Annotated in this window: 16 protein-coding genes; 3 read left to right on the top strand and 13 right to left on the bottom strand. The window is 70.4% G+C overall.

Going from position 1 to position 17,711, the window contains the following annotated elements; translation table 11 throughout:
- Positions 1 to 11 precede the first annotated feature (11 nt).
- The 12 genes from AB0I15_RS11650 to AB0I15_RS11595 form a co-directional block, all read right to left on the bottom strand.
- Positions 12 to 929 carry a hypothetical protein gene (locus tag AB0I15_RS11650; RefSeq protein ID WP_358093328.1) on the bottom strand — a complete coding sequence of 306 codons (918 nt, stop codon included), beginning with the start codon at positions 927 to 929 and terminating at the stop codon, positions 12 to 14.
- The gene (locus AB0I15_RS11645) at positions 926 to 1,252 is read right to left on the bottom strand and encodes a PadR family transcriptional regulator (protein ID WP_358093325.1); all 327 of its coding nucleotides are present in this window, start codon (positions 1,250 to 1,252) and stop codon (positions 926 to 928) included. The genes AB0I15_RS11650 and AB0I15_RS11645 overlap by 4 nt, the downstream gene beginning before the upstream one ends.
- 98 nt (positions 1,253 to 1,350) lie before the next feature.
- The gene (locus tag AB0I15_RS11640) at positions 1,351 to 2,508 is read right to left on the bottom strand and encodes a hypothetical protein (RefSeq protein WP_358093322.1); all 1,158 of its coding nucleotides are present in this window, start codon (positions 2,506 to 2,508) and stop codon (positions 1,351 to 1,353) included.
- A gap of 172 nt (positions 2,509 to 2,680) precedes the next feature.
- Entirely contained in the window at positions 2,681 to 3,631 is a 951-nt protein-coding gene (locus AB0I15_RS11635) for a Ppx/GppA phosphatase family protein (protein WP_358093320.1), read from the bottom strand.
- Complete coding sequence (locus tag AB0I15_RS11630; RefSeq protein ID WP_358093317.1) at positions 3,622 to 4,110, bottom strand: DUF501 domain-containing protein; 489 nt, start codon at positions 4,108 to 4,110, stop codon at positions 3,622 to 3,624. The genes AB0I15_RS11635 and AB0I15_RS11630 overlap by 10 nt, the downstream gene beginning before the upstream one ends.
- On the bottom strand, positions 4,100 to 4,516 hold the full coding sequence (locus AB0I15_RS11625; protein WP_358093314.1) for a septum formation initiator family protein: 417 nt from the start codon (positions 4,514 to 4,516) through the stop codon (positions 4,100 to 4,102). Before AB0I15_RS11625 ends, AB0I15_RS11630 begins: the two co-directional genes overlap by 11 nt.
- A 65-nt stretch (positions 4,517 to 4,581) precedes the next feature.
- Complete coding sequence (eno, locus tag AB0I15_RS11620) at positions 4,582 to 5,859, bottom strand: phosphopyruvate hydratase (RefSeq protein ID WP_358093311.1); 1,278 nt, start codon at positions 5,857 to 5,859, stop codon at positions 4,582 to 4,584.
- 94 nt (positions 5,860 to 5,953) lie between these two features.
- Positions 5,954 to 7,885 (bottom strand): serine/threonine-protein kinase, encoded by a 1,932-nt coding sequence (locus tag AB0I15_RS11615; protein WP_358093308.1) that lies wholly within the window; start codon positions 7,883 to 7,885, stop codon positions 5,954 to 5,956.
- A gap of 62 nt (positions 7,886 to 7,947) precedes the next feature.
- Complete coding sequence (locus AB0I15_RS11610) at positions 7,948 to 8,880, bottom strand: MazG family protein (RefSeq protein WP_358093305.1); 933 nt, start codon at positions 8,878 to 8,880, stop codon at positions 7,948 to 7,950.
- Positions 8,881 to 8,882: 2 nt separating this feature from the next.
- Positions 8,883 to 9,497: a hypothetical protein gene (locus AB0I15_RS11605; RefSeq protein WP_358093302.1), complete on the bottom strand. Its 615-nt coding sequence runs from the start codon at positions 9,495 to 9,497 to the stop codon at positions 8,883 to 8,885.
- Between the two features lie 30 nt (positions 9,498 to 9,527).
- Positions 9,528 to 13,016, bottom strand: a complete 3,489-nt coding sequence (gene mfd / locus AB0I15_RS11600; protein WP_358093299.1) for a transcription-repair coupling factor — start codon at positions 13,014 to 13,016, stop codon at positions 9,528 to 9,530.
- Between the two features lie 92 nt (positions 13,017 to 13,108).
- Complete coding sequence (locus AB0I15_RS11595) at positions 13,109 to 13,483, bottom strand: signal peptidase I (protein ID WP_358093296.1); 375 nt, start codon at positions 13,481 to 13,483, stop codon at positions 13,109 to 13,111.
- A gap of 62 nt (positions 13,484 to 13,545) precedes the next feature.
- Here AB0I15_RS11595 and AB0I15_RS11590 point away from each other — a divergent pair, with 62 nt between their 5' ends.
- From AB0I15_RS11590 to AB0I15_RS11580, 3 genes are all read left to right on the top strand, one after another.
- Positions 13,546 to 14,265, top strand: a complete 720-nt coding sequence (locus AB0I15_RS11590; RefSeq protein ID WP_358093293.1) for a class I SAM-dependent methyltransferase — start codon at positions 13,546 to 13,548, stop codon at positions 14,263 to 14,265.
- Between the two features lie 70 nt (positions 14,266 to 14,335).
- Positions 14,336 to 15,550, top strand: coding sequence for an adenylyl-sulfate kinase (cysC, locus tag AB0I15_RS11585; RefSeq protein WP_358093291.1), 1,215 nt, complete (start codon positions 14,336 to 14,338; stop codon positions 15,548 to 15,550).
- A complete protein-coding gene (locus tag AB0I15_RS11580) occupies positions 15,538 to 16,428 on the top strand; it encodes a sulfite exporter TauE/SafE family protein (protein ID WP_358093289.1) in 891 nt (296 codons plus the stop codon). Before cysC ends, AB0I15_RS11580 begins: the two co-directional genes overlap by 13 nt.
- Here the strand turns inward: AB0I15_RS11580 and AB0I15_RS11575 are convergent.
- A complete protein-coding gene (locus tag AB0I15_RS11575) occupies positions 16,373 to 17,392 on the bottom strand; it encodes a hypothetical protein (protein ID WP_358093286.1) in 1,020 nt (339 codons plus the stop codon). The two genes, AB0I15_RS11580 and AB0I15_RS11575, sit on opposite strands and share 56 nt — an antisense overlap.
- Positions 17,393 to 17,711: the final 319 nt, after the last annotated feature.

Here is a 17,711-nt window from a genome sequence, read left to right as displayed (position 1 = left end):
ATGGTGCCCGATCAGCGGGTGGGCGCAGGACGGGCACTGCGGGTGGCGTCGGGCTCCGGCGCCGGGGTGGGGACGACGGGCCTCTCCGTGGGACAGGCCGAGGCCGTGCCCGAAGCCGACTCCTCCGCCGCCATGGCGGCCTGCTCGTCGACCAGCGGCAGCGGGTAGCGGTTGAGGATCGGCTCGCCGCACGACCTGTCGACCCGGTAGCCGTGGTGTTCGGGGTTCGTGGTGAGCGGATTGCCGTCCTGGTCGTAGAGGTAGACGTCGGTCAGCGGGGTGCCGTCCTTGGCGTACGGCTTGATGTTGTAGACGCCGCCGGCCGAGGTGTTGTCCACCCACACGGGCTCCGGCTGCGCCATGTAGACCGCGTCGGACCGGTCGAGCTCGGGCGCGGCCGCGGCCATCCCCGCGAGCAGCACCAGCGTGGCCACCACGTTGGCGGCCAGGGCCGTCAGCGCGAACACCCGGCCGCCGCGGAGGCGGCCGAACCACACCGAGACCCCGATGCCCACGGCGACGGCCACCACGTCGGCGAGGTCCGTCGGGACCACTCTCTCCGGCCCCGTCGCCGACAGCAGGAACATGGCGAGCAGGTAGCCGCGCAGCACCCACCAGCCGGGCCGCAGCTCCGGCAGGAAGGCCACGAGGCTCCGGTAGGGGCCCTGGCCCATCAGCCCGGCATGCGCGGTCCGCGCCCACGCGCGCGGGTCCACACGGCGCCTGGGGCGGCTCCGGGGGCGCTCTCCGTAGGCGGCGGCCAGCTCCTCGGCGTAGATCTCCGGGGGGCCGAGCCGGATCTCGAGCGGCACGTCGGCGTCCGCCGCGATCTCCGCCAGGTGGTCGTCGAGGTCCTCGAGCAGCTCGTCCCTGTCGGGATGGTCGGCCAGCGCCTCCCGTACGGCATGCGCGTACTGATCGGGGGTCATGCTTGTCCCTCCTTGAGCAGGGAAGCCATGGTGGCCGAGAAGGCGGCCCAGGTCTTGGCGGAAGTGGCGTACATTCCTCTGCCGACGTCGTTGAGCCCGTAGTACTTGCGGTGCGGCCCCTCGTCGGAGGCCACCACGTACGAGGTCAGCGCGCCGGCCTTGAACAGGCGGCGCAACGTGCCGTAGACGGAGGCGTCGCCCACCTCTTCCAGCCCCGCTTCCCTGAGCCTGCGAACGACGTCGTAGCCATAGCCGTCGCGTTCGTTGAGCACGGCGAGCACGGCCAGGTCGAGCACGCCCTTGAGGAGCTGGCTGCTATCCACGCAAAGCACACTACTGTGCAAAGCGCAGTAGTGCCAACAAGAAGAACCGGGCGGCACCCGAAGGTGCCACCCGGTTCAACCGCTCACCCTAGGCCGTTTCAGGCGGCCGGACGGGAGGGCGTGGGCTGCGAGGCCGGAGGCTGCTCGGTGGTGCCAGGAGCCGGAGTCGTCGCCTGGCAGGCGGAGTACGCCTTGCTGACCGAGGCGCTGTCGTCCGGACCGCTGACCGACAGCGTCACGGTGCCACCCTTGGTGGCGTCACCCGTCAGCACGCTGGAGATCGACTCGACACTCTTCGAGCCACCGTTGTAGCCGAAGTAGGTGTCGCCGGTGGACACGGTCTTGCCGTTCACGGACCAGGTCCAGCGAACACGGCCGGGGCCGGTCGAGTGGACGGCGCCGCTCGCGGTGACCTTGCAGTCGCTGGTGGTCGACACCGAGGTGGAAGCGCTCACCCGGGTGTCGGGAGCCTCGTCCCGGCAGGAGACCTTGTAGTAGGCCCTGTTGGAGTAGGCGCCGTCAGGACTGAGGACCTGCAGCTGCGCCCAGCCGCGCTGGCTGTGACGCGGGGAGATGCCGAAACCGACCTTGCGGGCGTCGCGCACCCTGACCTTGCCGTAGTCGACGACGTCACCGTTGAGGACCCAGCGGTAACGCACCCACGACGGGCGGTCGGTCTTGATGAGGCCGACAAAGTCGATCTTGTCGCCAGGGGTGCACGGGCCGACGTACCTGCTCGGGCTGGCCCAGGCGCTCGCCGAGACCGACACGTCCAGGTGCGTGCGGACGTTGTCCTGCTGCGGCTTCTCGCAGTTGACGGAGAAGTAGCCCTTCTTCGAGGTGACCTTCACCGGGCCGAGGACCTGAACGGCCTCCCAACCCTTGACGTCTTCCTTGAAGGTGATGGACTGCTTGACCGTCACCGACTTGGTGCCCTTGCCCTTGAGCTTGATCACGTTGACCTTGCTCTTGGACCCGTCACCGTGAAGCCAGCGGTAGGCCAGCTCCGTCTTGCCCTTGACGGGCACCTTGATCTTGGCCGAGAAGTTGACCTTGGCCGGGCACGACCCATCGAAGTCGCCCGGGGAGGCCTTCGGCGCGGAGACCGAGGCCTTGGGCCCCGACGTGGCCTTGCCGGCGGCGGCCGAGGTCGCCGCCTGCGCGGGGCCGGCTACCAGACCCGCGGCCAGGGCGGACAGCACCGCGGCCGACGCGCCGAACGCGGCGGCCTTACGTGCTAACCCAACAGACATCATGTGAGAGTGCTCCATTCCGTGAGGGAAGAGACGCGCTCGGGAACGGTCGCCAAGCCGGCGCCTTTTGCGCACAGCGATATGGCAAAGCCCCCGTAATGCCCCTTTACCTAATCACAATACTGTTTGCACGCTCAACACGACCTGCAGATCGGAAATGTCCTGATTTCTTCAGCTAAGCGGCGTCCAGGGACCAGGCAATACCGTCGAGGATGTCGTGCTCGCTGACAACGACCTGCGAAAATGCGAAACGACGGACGATGCGGTCAAGAATTAGCGCACCCACGCCAATCACGTCAACCCTCCCAGGATGCATCACGGGAACGTTGGCGCGTTCACCATGGGTCATCGCGAGCAGCCGCCGCGTCACCTGGTGCACCTGCTCCGCCGACAGCCGGGAGTGATGGATCCGCTCCGGATCGTAGGCGGGCAGGTCGAGTGCGATGCCCGCGACCGTCGTCACCGAGCCGGCCAGGCCGACCAGCGTGTGGGCCCGGCGTACGGGCACCTCGGCCTCGACCCGGTCGAGCGCCGCCTCGATGTCGGCCACCACGGCCTCCAGGGCCGGCGCGGACGGCGGGTCGCCGGCGCCGCGCAGGTGCCGCTCGGTCAGGCGCACGCAGCCGATGTCCACCGACAGCGCCGCCTCCGCGTGCTCGGAGCCGACCACGAACTCCGTGGAACCACCGCCGATGTCCACCACCAGGTAGGGGGGCAGCGGGCCCTGCGGCACCTCGGTCTCGGGCGACAGGCACAGCAGGCCCTTGGTCGCGCCCGTGAACGACAGCTCGGCCTCCTCGGCCCCCGAGATGACCTCGGGCTCGACCCCGAAGATCTCGCGTACGCCGTCGACGAACTCCTGCCGGTTGGCCGCGTCTCTGGTCGCGCTCGTGGCCACCACGCGGGTCGCGGTGGCGCCGTGCCGGTCGATCAGCTCGCGGTAGGCCCGCATCGCCTTGAACGTGCGTTCCAGCGCGTCGGGCGCCAGCCGGCCGGTCTCGTCCACGCCCTGGCCGAGGCGGACGATCTCCATCCGCCGCTCGACCTCGCGCAGTCGCTCGTCACCGACGTCGGCGACGAGCAGGCGTACGGAGTTGGTGCCGCAATCGACGGCGGCTACACGCATGGTCCGTCACTCCACCAATCGGGGAGGGCATCGAGCGCCTCCCGGCCGAACGGGTTGGCACCGGGCGCCGCCAGCTCGTGCGCCACGAGCGCGTGCAGGCATTTGACCCGCAGCGGCATGCCCCCCGTGCTCTGCATGTCACGCGGGAGCGGCTCCATGCCCTCCTCGTCGGCGGCCTTGTCGCGCCGGGCGACGTAGTCGTCGTGGGCCGCGCGGTAGGAGGCCGCCAGGTCGGGCTCGGTGGCCAGCCTGGCCTGCATCTCCCGCATCAGGCCGGAGCCCTCCAGCGTGCCGATGGCCGAGGCCGCCTTGGGACAGGTCAGGTAGTAGAGCGTCGGAAAGGGCGAGCCGTCCGGCAGCCGCGGCGCGGTCTCCACCACGTCGGGGTTGCCGCACGGGCAGCGGTGCGCCACCTCGCGCAACCCTCTGGGCGGCCGCCCGAGCTGCTTCTCCACGACCTCGACGTCCTTACCGTCCAACACTTTCCTTCCCGGTGACCGCCGGCTGCCCGGTGCCCTTGTCGGCCGCCTGCACCGACTCCCAGAGCGTCTGGTACCACGGCGGGATCGCCGCCGGCTGCTTCACGGCCGTCTGTTCCTTGCCCTTTTCCGGCTGCATCACCACGTAGCACTTCTCGCCGGGCCCGCAGAAATGCAGTCGTTCCTTGGCCGTCTTCTTGATCCAGTTGGGGTCGTTGCTCTGCCGGTCACGGGCCAGCAACGCCTGCTTCTCCGCCTCGACCCTGGCCTTCTCCGCCCGCAGCTCGGAGATGCTGCGGCGGAAGCTGATGTATTCGCGCACAGGGTAGGCCAGGCTCATCGCGATCGCGCAGACCACGACGGCCAGGATGGCGGCCCGCCCGGTGAGCTGCGGCCTCTTCGCCAATTGCTGCACACCCCCTCGAGTACGGCTCGCGACCGGTTCGGGGTGTCGCGAGCCGTACTCGCAAACTAGCGCTGGAAACGCGGGAAAGCCGCGCGACCCGCGTAGCGGGCGGCGTCATCGAGGAGTTCCTCGATGCGCAGTAGCTGGTTGTACTTCGCGACCCGGTCGGAACGCGCGGGCGCCCCGGTCTTGATCTGACCGCAGTTGACGGCCACGGCCAGGTCGGCGATCGTCGTGTCCTCGGTCTCGCCGGAGCGGTGGCTCATCATGCAGCGGTAGCCGCTGCGGTGGGCCAGGTCCACGGCGTCGAGGGTCTCCGACAGCGTGCCGATCTGGTTGACCTTGACCAGCAGGGCGTTGGCGGTGCCCGCCTTGATGCCGCGCTCGAGCCGCTCGGGGTTGGTCACGAACAGGTCGTCGCCGACGAGCTGCACCTTGTCGCCGAGCGCCTCGGTGATGGCCTTCCAGCCCTCCCAGTCCTCCTCGTCGAGCGGGTCCTCGATGGAGACGAGCGGGTAGTTGGCGACCAGGTCCTCGTAGAACGCGATGAGCTCGCGCGCCGGCACGCCCTTGCCGTCGATCGTGTAGACGCCGTCCTTGTGGAACTCGGAGGCGGCCACGTCGAGCGCCAGCGCGATGTCCTCGCCCGGCACGTAGCCGGCCCGCTCGATGGCGACCAGGATGAGGTCGAGCGCGTCGCGGTTGGAGGGCAGGTTGGGCGCGAAGCCGCCCTCGTCGCCCAGGCCCGTCGCGTAGCCCTTCTCCTTGAGCACGCTCTTGAGCGCGTGGTAGACCTCGGTGCCCATCCGCACGGCCTCGCGGAACGTCTCCGCCCCGATCGGCGCGATCATGAACTCCTGGATGTCCACGTTGGTGTCGGCGTGGGCGCCGCCGTTGAGGATGTTCATCATCGGGACGGGCAGCACGTGCGCGTTGGGGCCGCCCACGTAGCGGAAGAGGGGCAGGTCGGCGCTGTCGGCGGCGGCCTTGGCGACGGCCAGCGAGACGCCCAGGATGGCGTTGGCGCCGAGCTTGGCCTTGTTGGGCGTGCCATCCAGGTCGATCATGATCTGGTCGATGATGCGCTGGTCCTCGGCCTCGACCCCGTTGATCTCCTCGAAGATCTCGTCGGTCACGGCGAGGACGGCCCGCTCCACGCCCTTGCCGCCGTAACGCTTGCCGCCGTCACGCAGTTCGACCGCCTCGAACTGGCCGGTGGACGCCCCGCTCGGCACGGCGGCACGACCGGTGCTGCCGTCGTCGAGCACCACCTCGACCTCGACCGTGGGGTTGCCCCGGGAGTCGAGGATCTCGCGAGCGTATACGACCTCGATGGTTGCCACGGGATGCGCTCCTAAATCGGAAAGGCAATATGCCATCAGAGCCTATCGGTACGCCCACGCCTCAGGACTGCGCGCCCACGCCCCCTCGTACGGGTCAGCGCCTGGACACCAGGCTCCACACGCGGAGTTTGCCGCCGATCCCCGCCGCCAGCAGGCCGTCGCCCATGGCCAGGGCGGACACCTTGACGCCCGCGTCCATCAGGCGGCCTAAGCGGTCGCCGCGGTCGGCGTTCCAGACGGTGACTCCGTCGGCGCCGGTCGCGATCATCCGCTGCCCGCCGGCCGCGGTGACGCCCACGGCCGCCGTGCCCGTGGTGAAGCCGCGGACGCGTTCGTGGGTGGTCAGGTCGTACACGCCGGTGGAGGCGCCGACCGTGATGGCGGCCAGGCCGTCGCCCAGGGCGGACACCGAGCGGACCTTCCCCTCGCCGATCGCCTCCGGAGAGCCCGTCAGCAGGCCGGCGCCGGTGCCGATCAGCGGCCGGCCGGAGCGTTCGTCCCAGGCCAGCGCGGTGATCGGGCCGCGGACCTGCTGCGGCTTGCCGACGATCTCCTTCGAGACCAGATCGTACGTCTTCACCTGGCCGTCGGGGCAGGCGATCACGGCGGCGGGCTGGTCGCGCCACCTGCCCAGCGCCATGCGGGCGTCGTCGCGGCACACCAGCAGCCACGCGCCCTCCTTGGGGTCGCCGACCCGCCAGCGGCGCAGCAGGCCGTCGCCGCCCGTCCAGAGCACGGTCTGCCTGCCGCCCAGCGTGGCCAGCCCCATCCAGCGCACCGGCGCGCCGCCGGGGTCGGGCAGGGTGTCGAGGAGCCTGCCCGTACGCGGGTCCCAGACGGTGATCGACCTCTTGGTCGCGTCCGCGTAGGCGACCCTGGGCGAGCCCCTGTCGTGGCCGACGGCCATCGCGGAGACGTGGGCGCCCGCCTGCGGCCCGAACGCGGGCCCGAGCACCGCGCCGAACGACCCGTCGGCGCTCGCGGCCGCGCCCGTGGCCGGGCCCGACCCCGAGCCGGTCAGCCCGGACCCGCGCCACATGATCCCGGCGATCATCCCGGTGGCGACCAGCGCCCCCACCCCGATCATGGTCAGCCGCCGTCTCCGCTCCTGCCCGTCAAGGGCCGAAGCGGGGTCGGCATCGTGGATCGGGTCAAGGACCGATGTCGAGTCGTCGCCGTGGCTGCGGGCAACGGCGACGGAGGCGGGGCCTGCGTCGTCGCCCGGGCGGCCGAGGAGGCGCATGAGGACGTCGTCGGCCGAGGGCCGGTTCGCGGGGTCCTTCGTCAGGCAGGACGCCAGCACCGTGCGAAGCGGGCCGGGGAGCCGCGTGAGGTCCGGCTCGGCGTGCAGGATGCGGTGCATGACGGCGGGGATCGAGTCGCGGCCGAAGATCGGCTCGCCCGTCGCCGCGAAACCCATCGTGGAGGCCCAGCTGAAGACGTCCGTGGCCGCGGTCGCGCTCTCCCCCGAGATCTGCTCCGGAGCCATGTACCCGGGCGTCCCCACCACGCTGCCGGCCGTCGTCGAGGCGTCCATGGCCTTGGCGATGCCGAAGTCGATGACGCGCGGCCCGTCCGGCCCCATCAGGATGTTGCTGGGCTTGAAGTCCCGGTGCACGATGCCGGCCCCGTGGATGGCGGTCAGCGCCGTGATCGTGCCCACGGCCAGCCGTTCCAGCTCACCGCCCGACAACGGCCCCGACGACAGGACCTGGTCGTGCAGCGAGGGCCCGTCGATGAACTCGCTGACGATGTACGGGCGCCCCTCGACCAGCCCGCTGTCGAGCACCTTGGCCGTGCAGAACCCGGCCACCTTGGCCGCCGTCGCGCTCTCCTGGAGGAATCTGCGCCGCGCCCGCTCGTCGTCCAGCAGCCGGGCGTGCAGCAGCTTGACGGCCACGTGCCCGCCCGAGGCGTCCCGCCCCAGGAACACCGAGCCCTGCCCGCCGTCTCCGAGCCCGCCGAGCAGGCGGTAGCCCGCCACGTCGCGCGGCTCCCCCGAATGCAGCCGTCTCAGCTCTACCACCAGTCCCCCTGGTCTCTAAGCCCCCAGAGGATCCTGACATTTCCCGACTTAACGCGCCAAACTCAGCCGGACGACTCCCAAGCCCGTACCCGGTCACGGTACGTCCGCGCAGCCGCCCGCAGCTCGCCCTCGGCGTCCAGGCCGGCCTCGGCCGCCCGCCGGACCAGGTCGAACAGCTCCCGGGCCACCCCTTGGCCCACCGCGGCCGACAGCGACTCCGGCGCACCGGCCCGCTCGGCCCGGCGCAGCAACTGCGCCGCCAGCGACAGGGCCGGCTGCCCCAGAGGCACCCCGTCGAGCGCCGACTCACTGCCCTTGGACGCCCGCTCGGCCGCCTTGATGGCCTCCCAGTTGTCGTTGACCTCGTCGGCGCTCTCGGCCCGCACCGAGCCGAACACGTGGGGGTGGCGGCGTACGAGCTTCTCGACGATCCCGGCGGCCACGTCGTCCATGTCGAAGTCCTCGGCCACCCGCGCGTGGAAGGCCACCTGCAGCAGCAGGTCGCCCAGCTCCTCACGCAGCGCCGGGTAGTCGCCCTGCTCGATGGTCTCGAGCACCTCGTATGCCTCTTCCAGCAGGTACGGCACCAGCGTCTCGTGCGTCTGCTTGCGATCCCACGGGCACTCGGTGCGGAGCCGGTCCATGACCGCCACCAGATCCAGCACCCGGGCGCCCGGCAGGTCGTAGGACCCGGGGACCACCTCGATCAGCGGCGGCTCGTCGAGCGCGACCGCCGCGTGCCCCACGGCCCGCATGAAGTCCGCGCCGTCCTGCGCCGACAGCCACACGACGGTCTCGGTGACCGCCCGCCGGGCCAGCGCCCCGGGATCGGGCTCGACGACCTCGACCTCGATGCCGGCCTCGGCCAGGTAGGGCAGGTGCGGATGCCCGGCGGAGGCGGTCAGCACCGGCCCGGAGCGCAGCGCCTGCCAGGCCTGGTGGCTCAGCAGGCCCGGCGCGACCCGGGGCGAGGTGGTGACGACGATCAGCGGCACCGTCAGCCCTGCTGCTGTTGCTGGGGCTGCTGCGGCGCCTGCTGGGTGGTGGCCTTGCCGAACCGGCCGGTGTCGATGAACAGAGCCGGGTTCTCCTGCGTGCGCTGCGGGTTGAGCTGCCCGTAACGCGGGTTGAAGACCGGCCTGATCGAGGCGAACTCCTGGGTCAGCCGCTGCTGCCCGGCCTCGCCGCCGAACTGCTGCTGCAGCTTCGACAGGCCCACCATCACCCGGCCGTAGTCGCGGGCGTCGGCCGGCGCGACGCCGTTGGCCAGCAGGTTGATCTCGGGCGACTCGAACTGGCCCGGATCCTTGAGCGCGGCGTCGATCTCCGTCTCGCTCACCGGCACCTTGTAGCGGTCGATGAGCTGCCCGGAGACGCTCACGTTGACCAGGCGCTGCAGCACGACCTGGCTGGCGGGCACGCCGAGCGCGGACTCGTCCAGCTTCGCCCTCTTCAGCGCGGCCACATAGGCCTGCGTGTCCGCGTTGAGCTTGCTCGTCGAGATGCGCTCTTTCCCGACCACGGCCGCGGCCCCGGCCTGCATGGGGGAAGAGCAGGCGGTCAGTGCGACGGCCACCACCGCGGCGGCCGCAGCCACTCGTATCGACTTCACGTACGTCCCTTTCCGACCCGAAAACCGCCGTCAGCTTACCCGTGTGGGCTCGAGGAACATCGCCTCGACCAAGTCACCACACCATTTGAGCAACTCGAGGTCGCGCAACGGCTGCCCTCCCAGCGGCTTGGTCTTGGGTATCGGCACCAGCAGCGTCTCGGCTGCCTGCTTGTATATCGCCTTCTTGTACAGCCGGTCGAGCCGCACCTGCTGCGACTCCCTCAGCCTGGCGGGCCCGAACTTGATGTTCTGGCCCTGGAGCGTGACGTCGGTGAGCCCGGCCGCCCGCGCCCTGATCCGGAACCTGGCCACCGCGAAAAGGTTGTCCACCTCCGCCGGAGGCTTGCCGTAGCGGTCGGTCAGCTCCTCGCGCACCTCGTCGATGTGGATGGGCGCGGTGATGGCCGCGATCCGCTTGTACGCCTCCAGCCGCAGCCGCTCCGAGGTCACGTAGTCGTGCGGGATGTGGGCGTTGATCGGCAGCTCGACCTTGACGTCGGGCTGCTCCTCCTGCACCTCGGCGCCCGACAGCTTGGCCTTCTGCTCCTGCACGGCCTCGGCCATGAGCCGGACGTACAGGTCGAAGCCGACGCCCGCGATGAACCCGGACTGCTCGGCCCCGAGCACGTTGCCCGCGCCGCGGATCTCCAGGTCCTTCATCGCGACGTACATGCCCGCGCCCATCTCGGTGTGCTGCGAGATCGTGGCCAGCCGCTCGTGCGCGGTCTCGGTCAGCGGCTTCTCCGGCGGGTAGAGGAAGTACGCGTAGCCCCGCTCCCTGCCTCGCCCGACCCGCCCGCGCAACTGGTGGAGCTGGGACAGGCCGTAGTTGTCGGCCCGGTCCACGATGAGCGTGTTGGCGTTGGGCACGTCGAGCCCGGACTCGACGATCGTGGTGGAGACGAGCAGGTCGTATTCCCGCTCCCAGAAGCCCACCATGATCTTCTCGAGCTGGTGCTCGTTCATCTGCCCGTGCGCCACCGCGACGCGCGCCTCGGGCACCAGCTCGCGCAGCCGCGCGGCGACCCGGTTGATCGAGGCCACCCGGTTGTGCACGAAGAAGACCTGGCCGTCGCGCATCAGCTCGCGCCGGATCGCGGCCCCGATCTGCTTCTCCTCGTACGGCCCCACGAACGTCAGGATCGGATGCCGCTCCTCCGGCGGCGTGAGGATCGTGGACATCTCCCGGATGCCCGTCAGCCCCATCTCCAGCGTGCGCGGGATCGGCGTGGCCGACATGGCCAGCACGTCGACCTGGGTGCGCAGGTGCTTCATGGCCTCTTTGTGCTCGACGCCGAACCGCTGCTCCTCGTCGATGATGATCAGGCCCAGGTCCTTGAACCTGACCTCGGGGCTGAGCAGCCGGTGCGTGCCGATCACCACGTCGACCGCGCCCGAGCGCAGCCCTTCGAGCGTGCCCTTGACCTCGCCGTCGCTCTGGAAGCGGGAGACCGGCTTGAGCGAGACGGGGAAGCTGGAGAACCGCTCGGTGAACGTCGACATGTGCTGCTGCACCAGCAGCGTCGTCGGCACCAGCACCGCGACCTGCTTGCCGTCCTGCACCGCCTTGAACGCCGCCCGCACCGCGATCTCGGTCTTGCCGTAGCCGACGTCGCCGCAGATCAGCCGGTCCATCGGGATGCCGCGCTCCATGTCGCGCTTGACCTCGTCGATGGCCTCGAGCTGGTCGCCGGTCTCGGCGTAGGGGAAGGCGTCCTCCATCTCCCGCTGCCAGGGCGTGTCGGCCCCGAACGGGTGCCCGGGCGAGGCCATGCGCGCGGAGTAGAGCCTGATCAGCTCGCCGGCGATCTCCTTGACCGCCTTCTTCGCCCGGGACTTGGCCTTGGCCCAGTCGGCGCCGCCCATGCGGTTGAGCGTGGGCGCCTCGCCGCCGACGTAGCGGGTGACCTCGTCGAGCTGGTCGGTGGGCACGTAGAGGCGGTCGCCCTTGGCGTATTCGATGACCAGGTATTCGCGGGTGGCGCCCTGCACCGTGCGCTGGACCATCTCGATGTAGCGGCCCACGCCGTGCTGCTCGTGCACCACGTGGTCGCCGACCTTGAGCTGGAGCGGGTCCACCATGTTGCGGCGGCGCGACGGCAGCCGCCGCATGTCTTTAGTGGAGGCCTTCTGCCCGACCAGGTCGAGGTGGGTGAGCACCGCGAGGTTGGGGGTGATGAAGCCGTGCTCGATCAGGCCGGTCGAGACGTGGACGACCCTCGCCTCGGGCGCCTTGTCCAGATATTGCTTCAGCCGGGCGGGCACGTCGACGCCCTTGAGCAGCTCCACCATGCGCTCGGCGGGCCCGTGGCCCTCGCTGAGCAGCACGACCGCCTTGTCGTCGGCCAGCCAGCCCTTGATGTCGGCCAGCGCCTTGGCGGTGTCGCCCCGGTAGGCCTCGGAGTCCTGCGCGTCCAGCTCCACCCCGCCGCCGAACGGCGCCATCGTCCACCAGGGCTGGCCCAGCGCGTCGGCGTGCCCGCGGATCTCCTCCAGCGAGCGGAACGCCGCCGCGCCCAGGTCGATGGGCGCCTCGCCGCCGGCCGCCGCGTTGATCCACGAGGCTTCGAGGAACTCCTGCGAGGTGCGTACGAGCTCCTCGGCCCGTCCCCTGATCCGCTCGGGGTCGCACACGAACACCCCGGACCTGATCGGCAGGTGGTCGAGCAGCAGGTCCATCTCCCCGGCCAGCACGGGCGAGAACGCCTCCATGCCCTCGACCGGCGTGCCCTCGGCGAGCTGGTCGAGCACCTCGGCCAGCGCCGGGTGCTCCTCGGCCAGTTCGCGCGCCCGGGCCCGGACCTCGGGCGTCAGCAGCAGCTCGCGGCACGGCGGCGCGAACAGGCCGTCCTCGGCCGCCTCGAGCGAGCGCTGGTCGGCCACCTTGAACCAGCGGATCTCCTCGACCGTGTCGCCCCAGAACTCCAGCCGCAGCGGATGCTCCTCCGTCGGGGGGAACACGTCGAGCAGTCCGCCGCGCACGGCCACCTCGCCGCGCTTCTCCACCATGTCCACACGGTGGTAACCGTTGGTGACCAAATTGCCGACGACCTCGTCGAGGTCGGCGTCGTCACCGGCCCGCAGCCTGATGGGCTCCAGGTCGCCGAGCCCCTTCATGATCGGCTGCAGTAGTGCCCTGATCGGCGCCACGACCACGCTGAGCGGCCCGGCGGCCAGGTCGTCCTTCACGGGGTGCGCCAGCCTGCGCAGCACCGCCAGCCGCTGCCCCACGGTGTCGCTGCGTGGCGAGAGCCGCTCGTGGGGCAGCGTCTCCCACGCCGGGAACACGGCCACCGAGCCGGGCTCGATCAAACTGGTCAACGCGGCGGCCAGGTCTTCCGCCTCCCGGCCGGTGGCGGTGATGGCGAGCACGGTCCGCTGGTCGTGCGCGGTCAGCGCCGCAACGCCGAACGGGCGCAGCGCGGACGGCGCGACCAGCGCGACATCGCCGCCCTCTTCGAGAGCGGCGGTCAACTTCGGGTCGGCGCGAACAAGGTCAAGTAGTCCGGAAAGACTCATCAGAAACGCCCACAGCCCCACGACGGCAACACGATTACCCCCGGCCGTGTCAGGTCGCGGGGGTCTTTTCCAAGCCTACTCGCCGCCAGAACTCACCCGACTCTGTAACCAGGTACGGAGGGCCAGCGCACGGTCAGGACGGTCGAATGCTCCTCCGCCCGCCACGAATGGTCCACTCCTTTTCCCCACACCACGTAGTCGCCGGGCTCGGCCAGCAGCACGCTCCGGCCGGGCAGCTCGACCCGGAACCGGCCGCCGATCAGGACGAGCAGGGCCGTGCGCCCCTCGCCTCTGACCCACTCCGCCCGCTCGTCGCCCGGCGGGTGCACGCCCCACTTGATCTCGACGTCCTCGCTGTGTCTCGGGTCGCCGGGAGGTTTGAAGTGGCCGAGCAGCCAGCCCCGGTCGAGTGCCGCGTCGGCCCCGGCGTTCCCCACGTAGACCTGATCGCTGACCTGATCGCTCACGGCCCAGGACGCTAGCAGGGAAATGCATTACTAAGACCGATTGATTGATTACTGTAGGTCACATGTCTGAGGTGCGGTCGGTCGCCCAGAGAGGCGACCTCTTCGGTCAACGGATCCGCGAGCACTGCGCGGGGCAGCCGATCAGGAGGCTTGACGTGCTGGTCGCGGGGTGTGCGCACGACGAGCCCCTGGGCCTCGAACACATCGAGATCCGGGCCACCGGGGCCGACGAAGACCATCCCGCCATCAGGCGCGTGCTGGCGGAGCGGCCCGACCTGGCCACCTGGTCGCTCGGCGACCTGCGGTCGGTGCCACTGCCGCCCAGGGCCTTCGACGTCATCCAGCTCTCGTTCCTGCTCGAGCGCGTCAAGCACGCCGAGCTGATCTTCGACCGGCTGCTGCAGTCGCTGCGCCCCGGCGGCCTGGTGCTGCTGCGCATGCGCGACCGCAGGTCGGCCTACGGCCTGCTCGACCGGATCACGCCGTCGTGGCTGCGCCGCCTGCTCTGGCGCGTCCTCGTCGCCCCCGGCACGCCAGGACCCCTGCCCACCGTGTACGAGCCGCTGGCCTCGAGCGACGGCCTGCACGCGTTCTGCCTCAGCCGCGGCCTCATGATCACCGACGACGAGCGCAACCTCAGCGGCCCGGCCCGCGAGCGCGCGATCGGCTCCGCCGCGATCGCGATGATGTCGAAGCTGACCCACGGCCGCTACCCCGCCTCTCACGATGAGATCACGATGGTCATCAGGAAGCCCCAGCACCACTTCGCCCGGCTCCTGTAGCGGCACACTGATTCCAGTCGCTAAAATCCTTTCCTACCAATTCAATCGGAATAGTTGGGATGTAGGAAACGTGGAGTGGACCCCTGAGCAGCACGAACTGGCCGATCTCGAGCTGCTGCTCTCCGGCGCGTTCCAGCCGCTGACCGGGTTCCTCGGGCACGACGACCTGCACGCGGTGCACGAGCGCGGCACGCTCGCCGACGGCGCTCCGTGGCCGGCTCCCGTCACCCTGCGCCTGCCCGCCGACGTCTCCCCGGGCGACGAGGTCACGCTGCTCGACCCGGAGGGCCTGCCGCTGGCCACCCTCACCGTGACCGCCCACGAGCCCGACGGCCTGACCGCGGGGCCGGTCAAGGGGCTCGGCACGCCGGAGCACGGGCCGTTCGCGCGGCTGCGGCGCACCCCGGCCCAGGTGGAGGCCGAGCTCGACGGGCGCGCGGCGCTCGCCGTCACCATGCGCGGCCCCCTCGACGACCTCTCCGAGATCGTCGCCACCGCCAAGGAGCTCGACGCGGTGATCCTGCTGCTCCCCCTCGCCTACGGCGAAGCCGGCCCCGCCGTGGTCCGCGCCGCGCTGCGCGCCAAGGAGAAGCTCCCCGAGGGAACGCTGGTCGTCCCGGTGCCCCTGGCCCCGCGCGACGAGCCCGAGATCGACCTGGAGCTGCGCGAGCACGTGGCCACCGCCTACGGCGCCACCGAGCACCTGGCCGGCCCCGAGCCCGTGCGCATCCCCGGCCCGCCGCACCGGCGCGGCCTGGTGGTCTTCTTCACCGGCCTGTCCGGCTCGGGCAAGTCCACGATCGCCCGCGGCCTGCGCGACGCCCTGCTGGAGGTGGGCACCCGCACGGTGACCTACCTCGACGGCGACGTCGTACGCCACCTGCTCTCCAAGGGCCTGACCTTCTCCAAGGCCGACCGCGACCTCAACATCCGCCGCATCGGCTTCGTCGCCGCCGAGTCCGCCCGCCACGGCGGCCTGGCCATCTGCGCGCCCATCGCCCCCTACGCGGCCACCCGCGAGGAGGTGCGCGAGATGGTCGAGTCCGTCGGGGCCGACTTCCTGCTCGTGCACGTCGCCACGCCGCTGGAAGAGTGCGAGCGTCGCGACCGCAAGGGCCTGTACGCCAAGGCCCGCGCCGGCCTCATTCCCGAGTTCACCGGCATCTCCGACCCCTACGAGGAGCCCGACGACGCCGACCTGGTGATCGACACCACGCACCTCTCGATCGAGGCGGCCGTCTCCCGGGTGCTCGACACCCTGAAGAGCGCCGGATGGGTCCGTTGATCGACGCGGGGCTGGTCGGCGGTTCCTTCCTCGTCGCCATCGTGGTCGGGCTGACCGGCATGGGCGGCGGGGCCCTCATGACGCCGATGATGATGCTGTTCTTCAACGTGCCGCCGCTGGCCGCGGTCTCCAGCGATCTGGTGGCCTCGGCCGTGATGAAGCCGGTCGGCAGCGTCGTGCACCTGCGCCGCGGCACCGTCAACCTGCGTCTGGTCGGCTGGCTGTGCGCGGGCTCGGTGCCGACCGCGTTCTGCGGGGTGTTCCTGGCGCGGGCGTTCGCGGTGACCGACGCGGTGAAATACGCCCTCGGGGTCGCGCTGCTGCTGGCCGTCGCCGGCATGGCGTTCAAGAGCTGGCTCGGCGGGCGGGGCGGGTCGTCGAGCACCCATGAGATCGTCGTGCGCCCTATTCCGACCCTACTGGTCGGTATGGTAGGTGGCTTGATCGTCGGCGTCTCGTCGGTGGGGTCGGGCTCGCTGATCATCGTGGCCCTGCTGGCCCTCTATCCGGCGCTCAAGGCCAACCAGCTCGTCGGCACGGACCTCGTCCAGGCCGTGCCGCTGGTCGCCTCCGCCGCGCTCGGCCACCTGATGTTCGGCGACTTCCAGATGGACCTCACGCTGTCGCTGCTCATCGGCTCGATCCCGGGCGTCTACCTGGGCGCCAGGATCTCCTCGCGGGCCCCCGGCGGCCTGATCAGGGCCATGCTGGCCATCGTCCTGCTCGCCTCCGCGCTCAAGCTCCTCGACGCGAGCAACACGCTCACCCTCTGGGCGCTCGCGGCGGCCGTCGTCGTCACCGTGGCCGGCTGGAGGATCAAGGTCAGGGCCGCGGCACGGGAGTCGCGCGAAAATACGGATCTCGAGCCAGCGCGCTGAACGCCCTGCCGGACCCGGAGTCGGAGTCGAAGCTGGTGTCACCGCGCGGCGCCTGCGGCGAGTCGAAGTAGAGCAGGGCCTTGATCTGCGGATACCGCTTGATCTGTCTCAGCACCGACTCGAAGAACTTCCGTTTGAACGCCCGGTCGCGCGGTCTCTCGAACACCCCCCACTCGGCCACCATGACCGGTTTGCCGGGGAAGCGCGCCTGCATCCACCGGTAGAACCCCGGCCAGTCGGGATATTCCTTGCGGACCTTGTTCACCAGCCCGTCGAAGTCGTGCACCCGGTCGTCCGCGTACGGGTCCATGGCCACCCAGTCCACCACGTCGTCACCCGGGTAGAGATCCTCGAACCACGGCATGGCCGCCCAGTTCGGCGCCCCCATGTACGTCATCACCATGACCGCGTTCTTCACCCCCTCGGCCCGCAGCCGCAGCACCACGTGCCGGAACATGGCCGCGTAGTCCGTGGCCCGCATGCCCGACCCCGAGTCGGCGTCCACGTCGTTCTCGGGCTCGTGGTGCAGGGTGAGGAAGAACCGCTCGGGGAAGGTGCGCCTGAGGTAGCCGGCCAGGCGGTCGATCCTCTTGTCGAGGGCCCCGTCGGCGATCTCCTCCCACGTGTGGTCGAACGACGGCTTCCAATTGATCATGAGCAGCCGCGGCCTGGCCGGGTCGCGGGCCAGCCGGACCTCCGCGTCGGTGGGGAACAGCTCGCTGCCCCGGTGGTAGACGTGCAGCACGTCGGCGGCGGCGCCCATGCGGGACTCCGCGCCGTGCAGCGCCTGCTCCACCGGGGCGCCGGTGAAGACCTCGGGCGCCATGCCCCACCAGGCGCCGCAGGACGGGATGAGCCTGGCGGTGGCCGTACAGGCGGGTGAGGCCGCCATCTCCTTCACCGGCGGGCCCGCGGCGGCCGGTGGCCGGGGGGAGCCCTCCGCGCCGGAGCAGGCGGACAGCACCGCGACCAGGGCAAGGATGGCTCCGGTGAATGCGGTGTGCGTTGTTTTATGAGAAATGCCCCGTCGCTGCAAAGCCTTTCAACCCCCTCGTCGAACGACCCCCGCCTGTCACCCCTGAACCTTGCCATGTCATTCCTGGAACTTCAGCCAGTGTGGGAGTCTCCCCAGTTCGTGGCGGTGAAGATACCGTCGGAATTTTCCGATATTTCGCTTTATAGAGTTTTTTCTTCGTGGCCTTTGCGGAGAAAATCTTGGGTATTCAACCTGGGTGGTGACCGTCCGTCCTATAGTGGGCGCACACCTCGACCAGTGACGCAGC

It is taken from the genome of Nonomuraea sp. NPDC050643 (assembly GCF_040654715.1).
Taxonomy (GTDB): domain Bacteria; phylum Actinomycetota; class Actinomycetes; order Streptosporangiales; family Streptosporangiaceae; genus Nonomuraea.
This window is presented reverse-complemented; position numbering and strand designations above follow the sequence as displayed.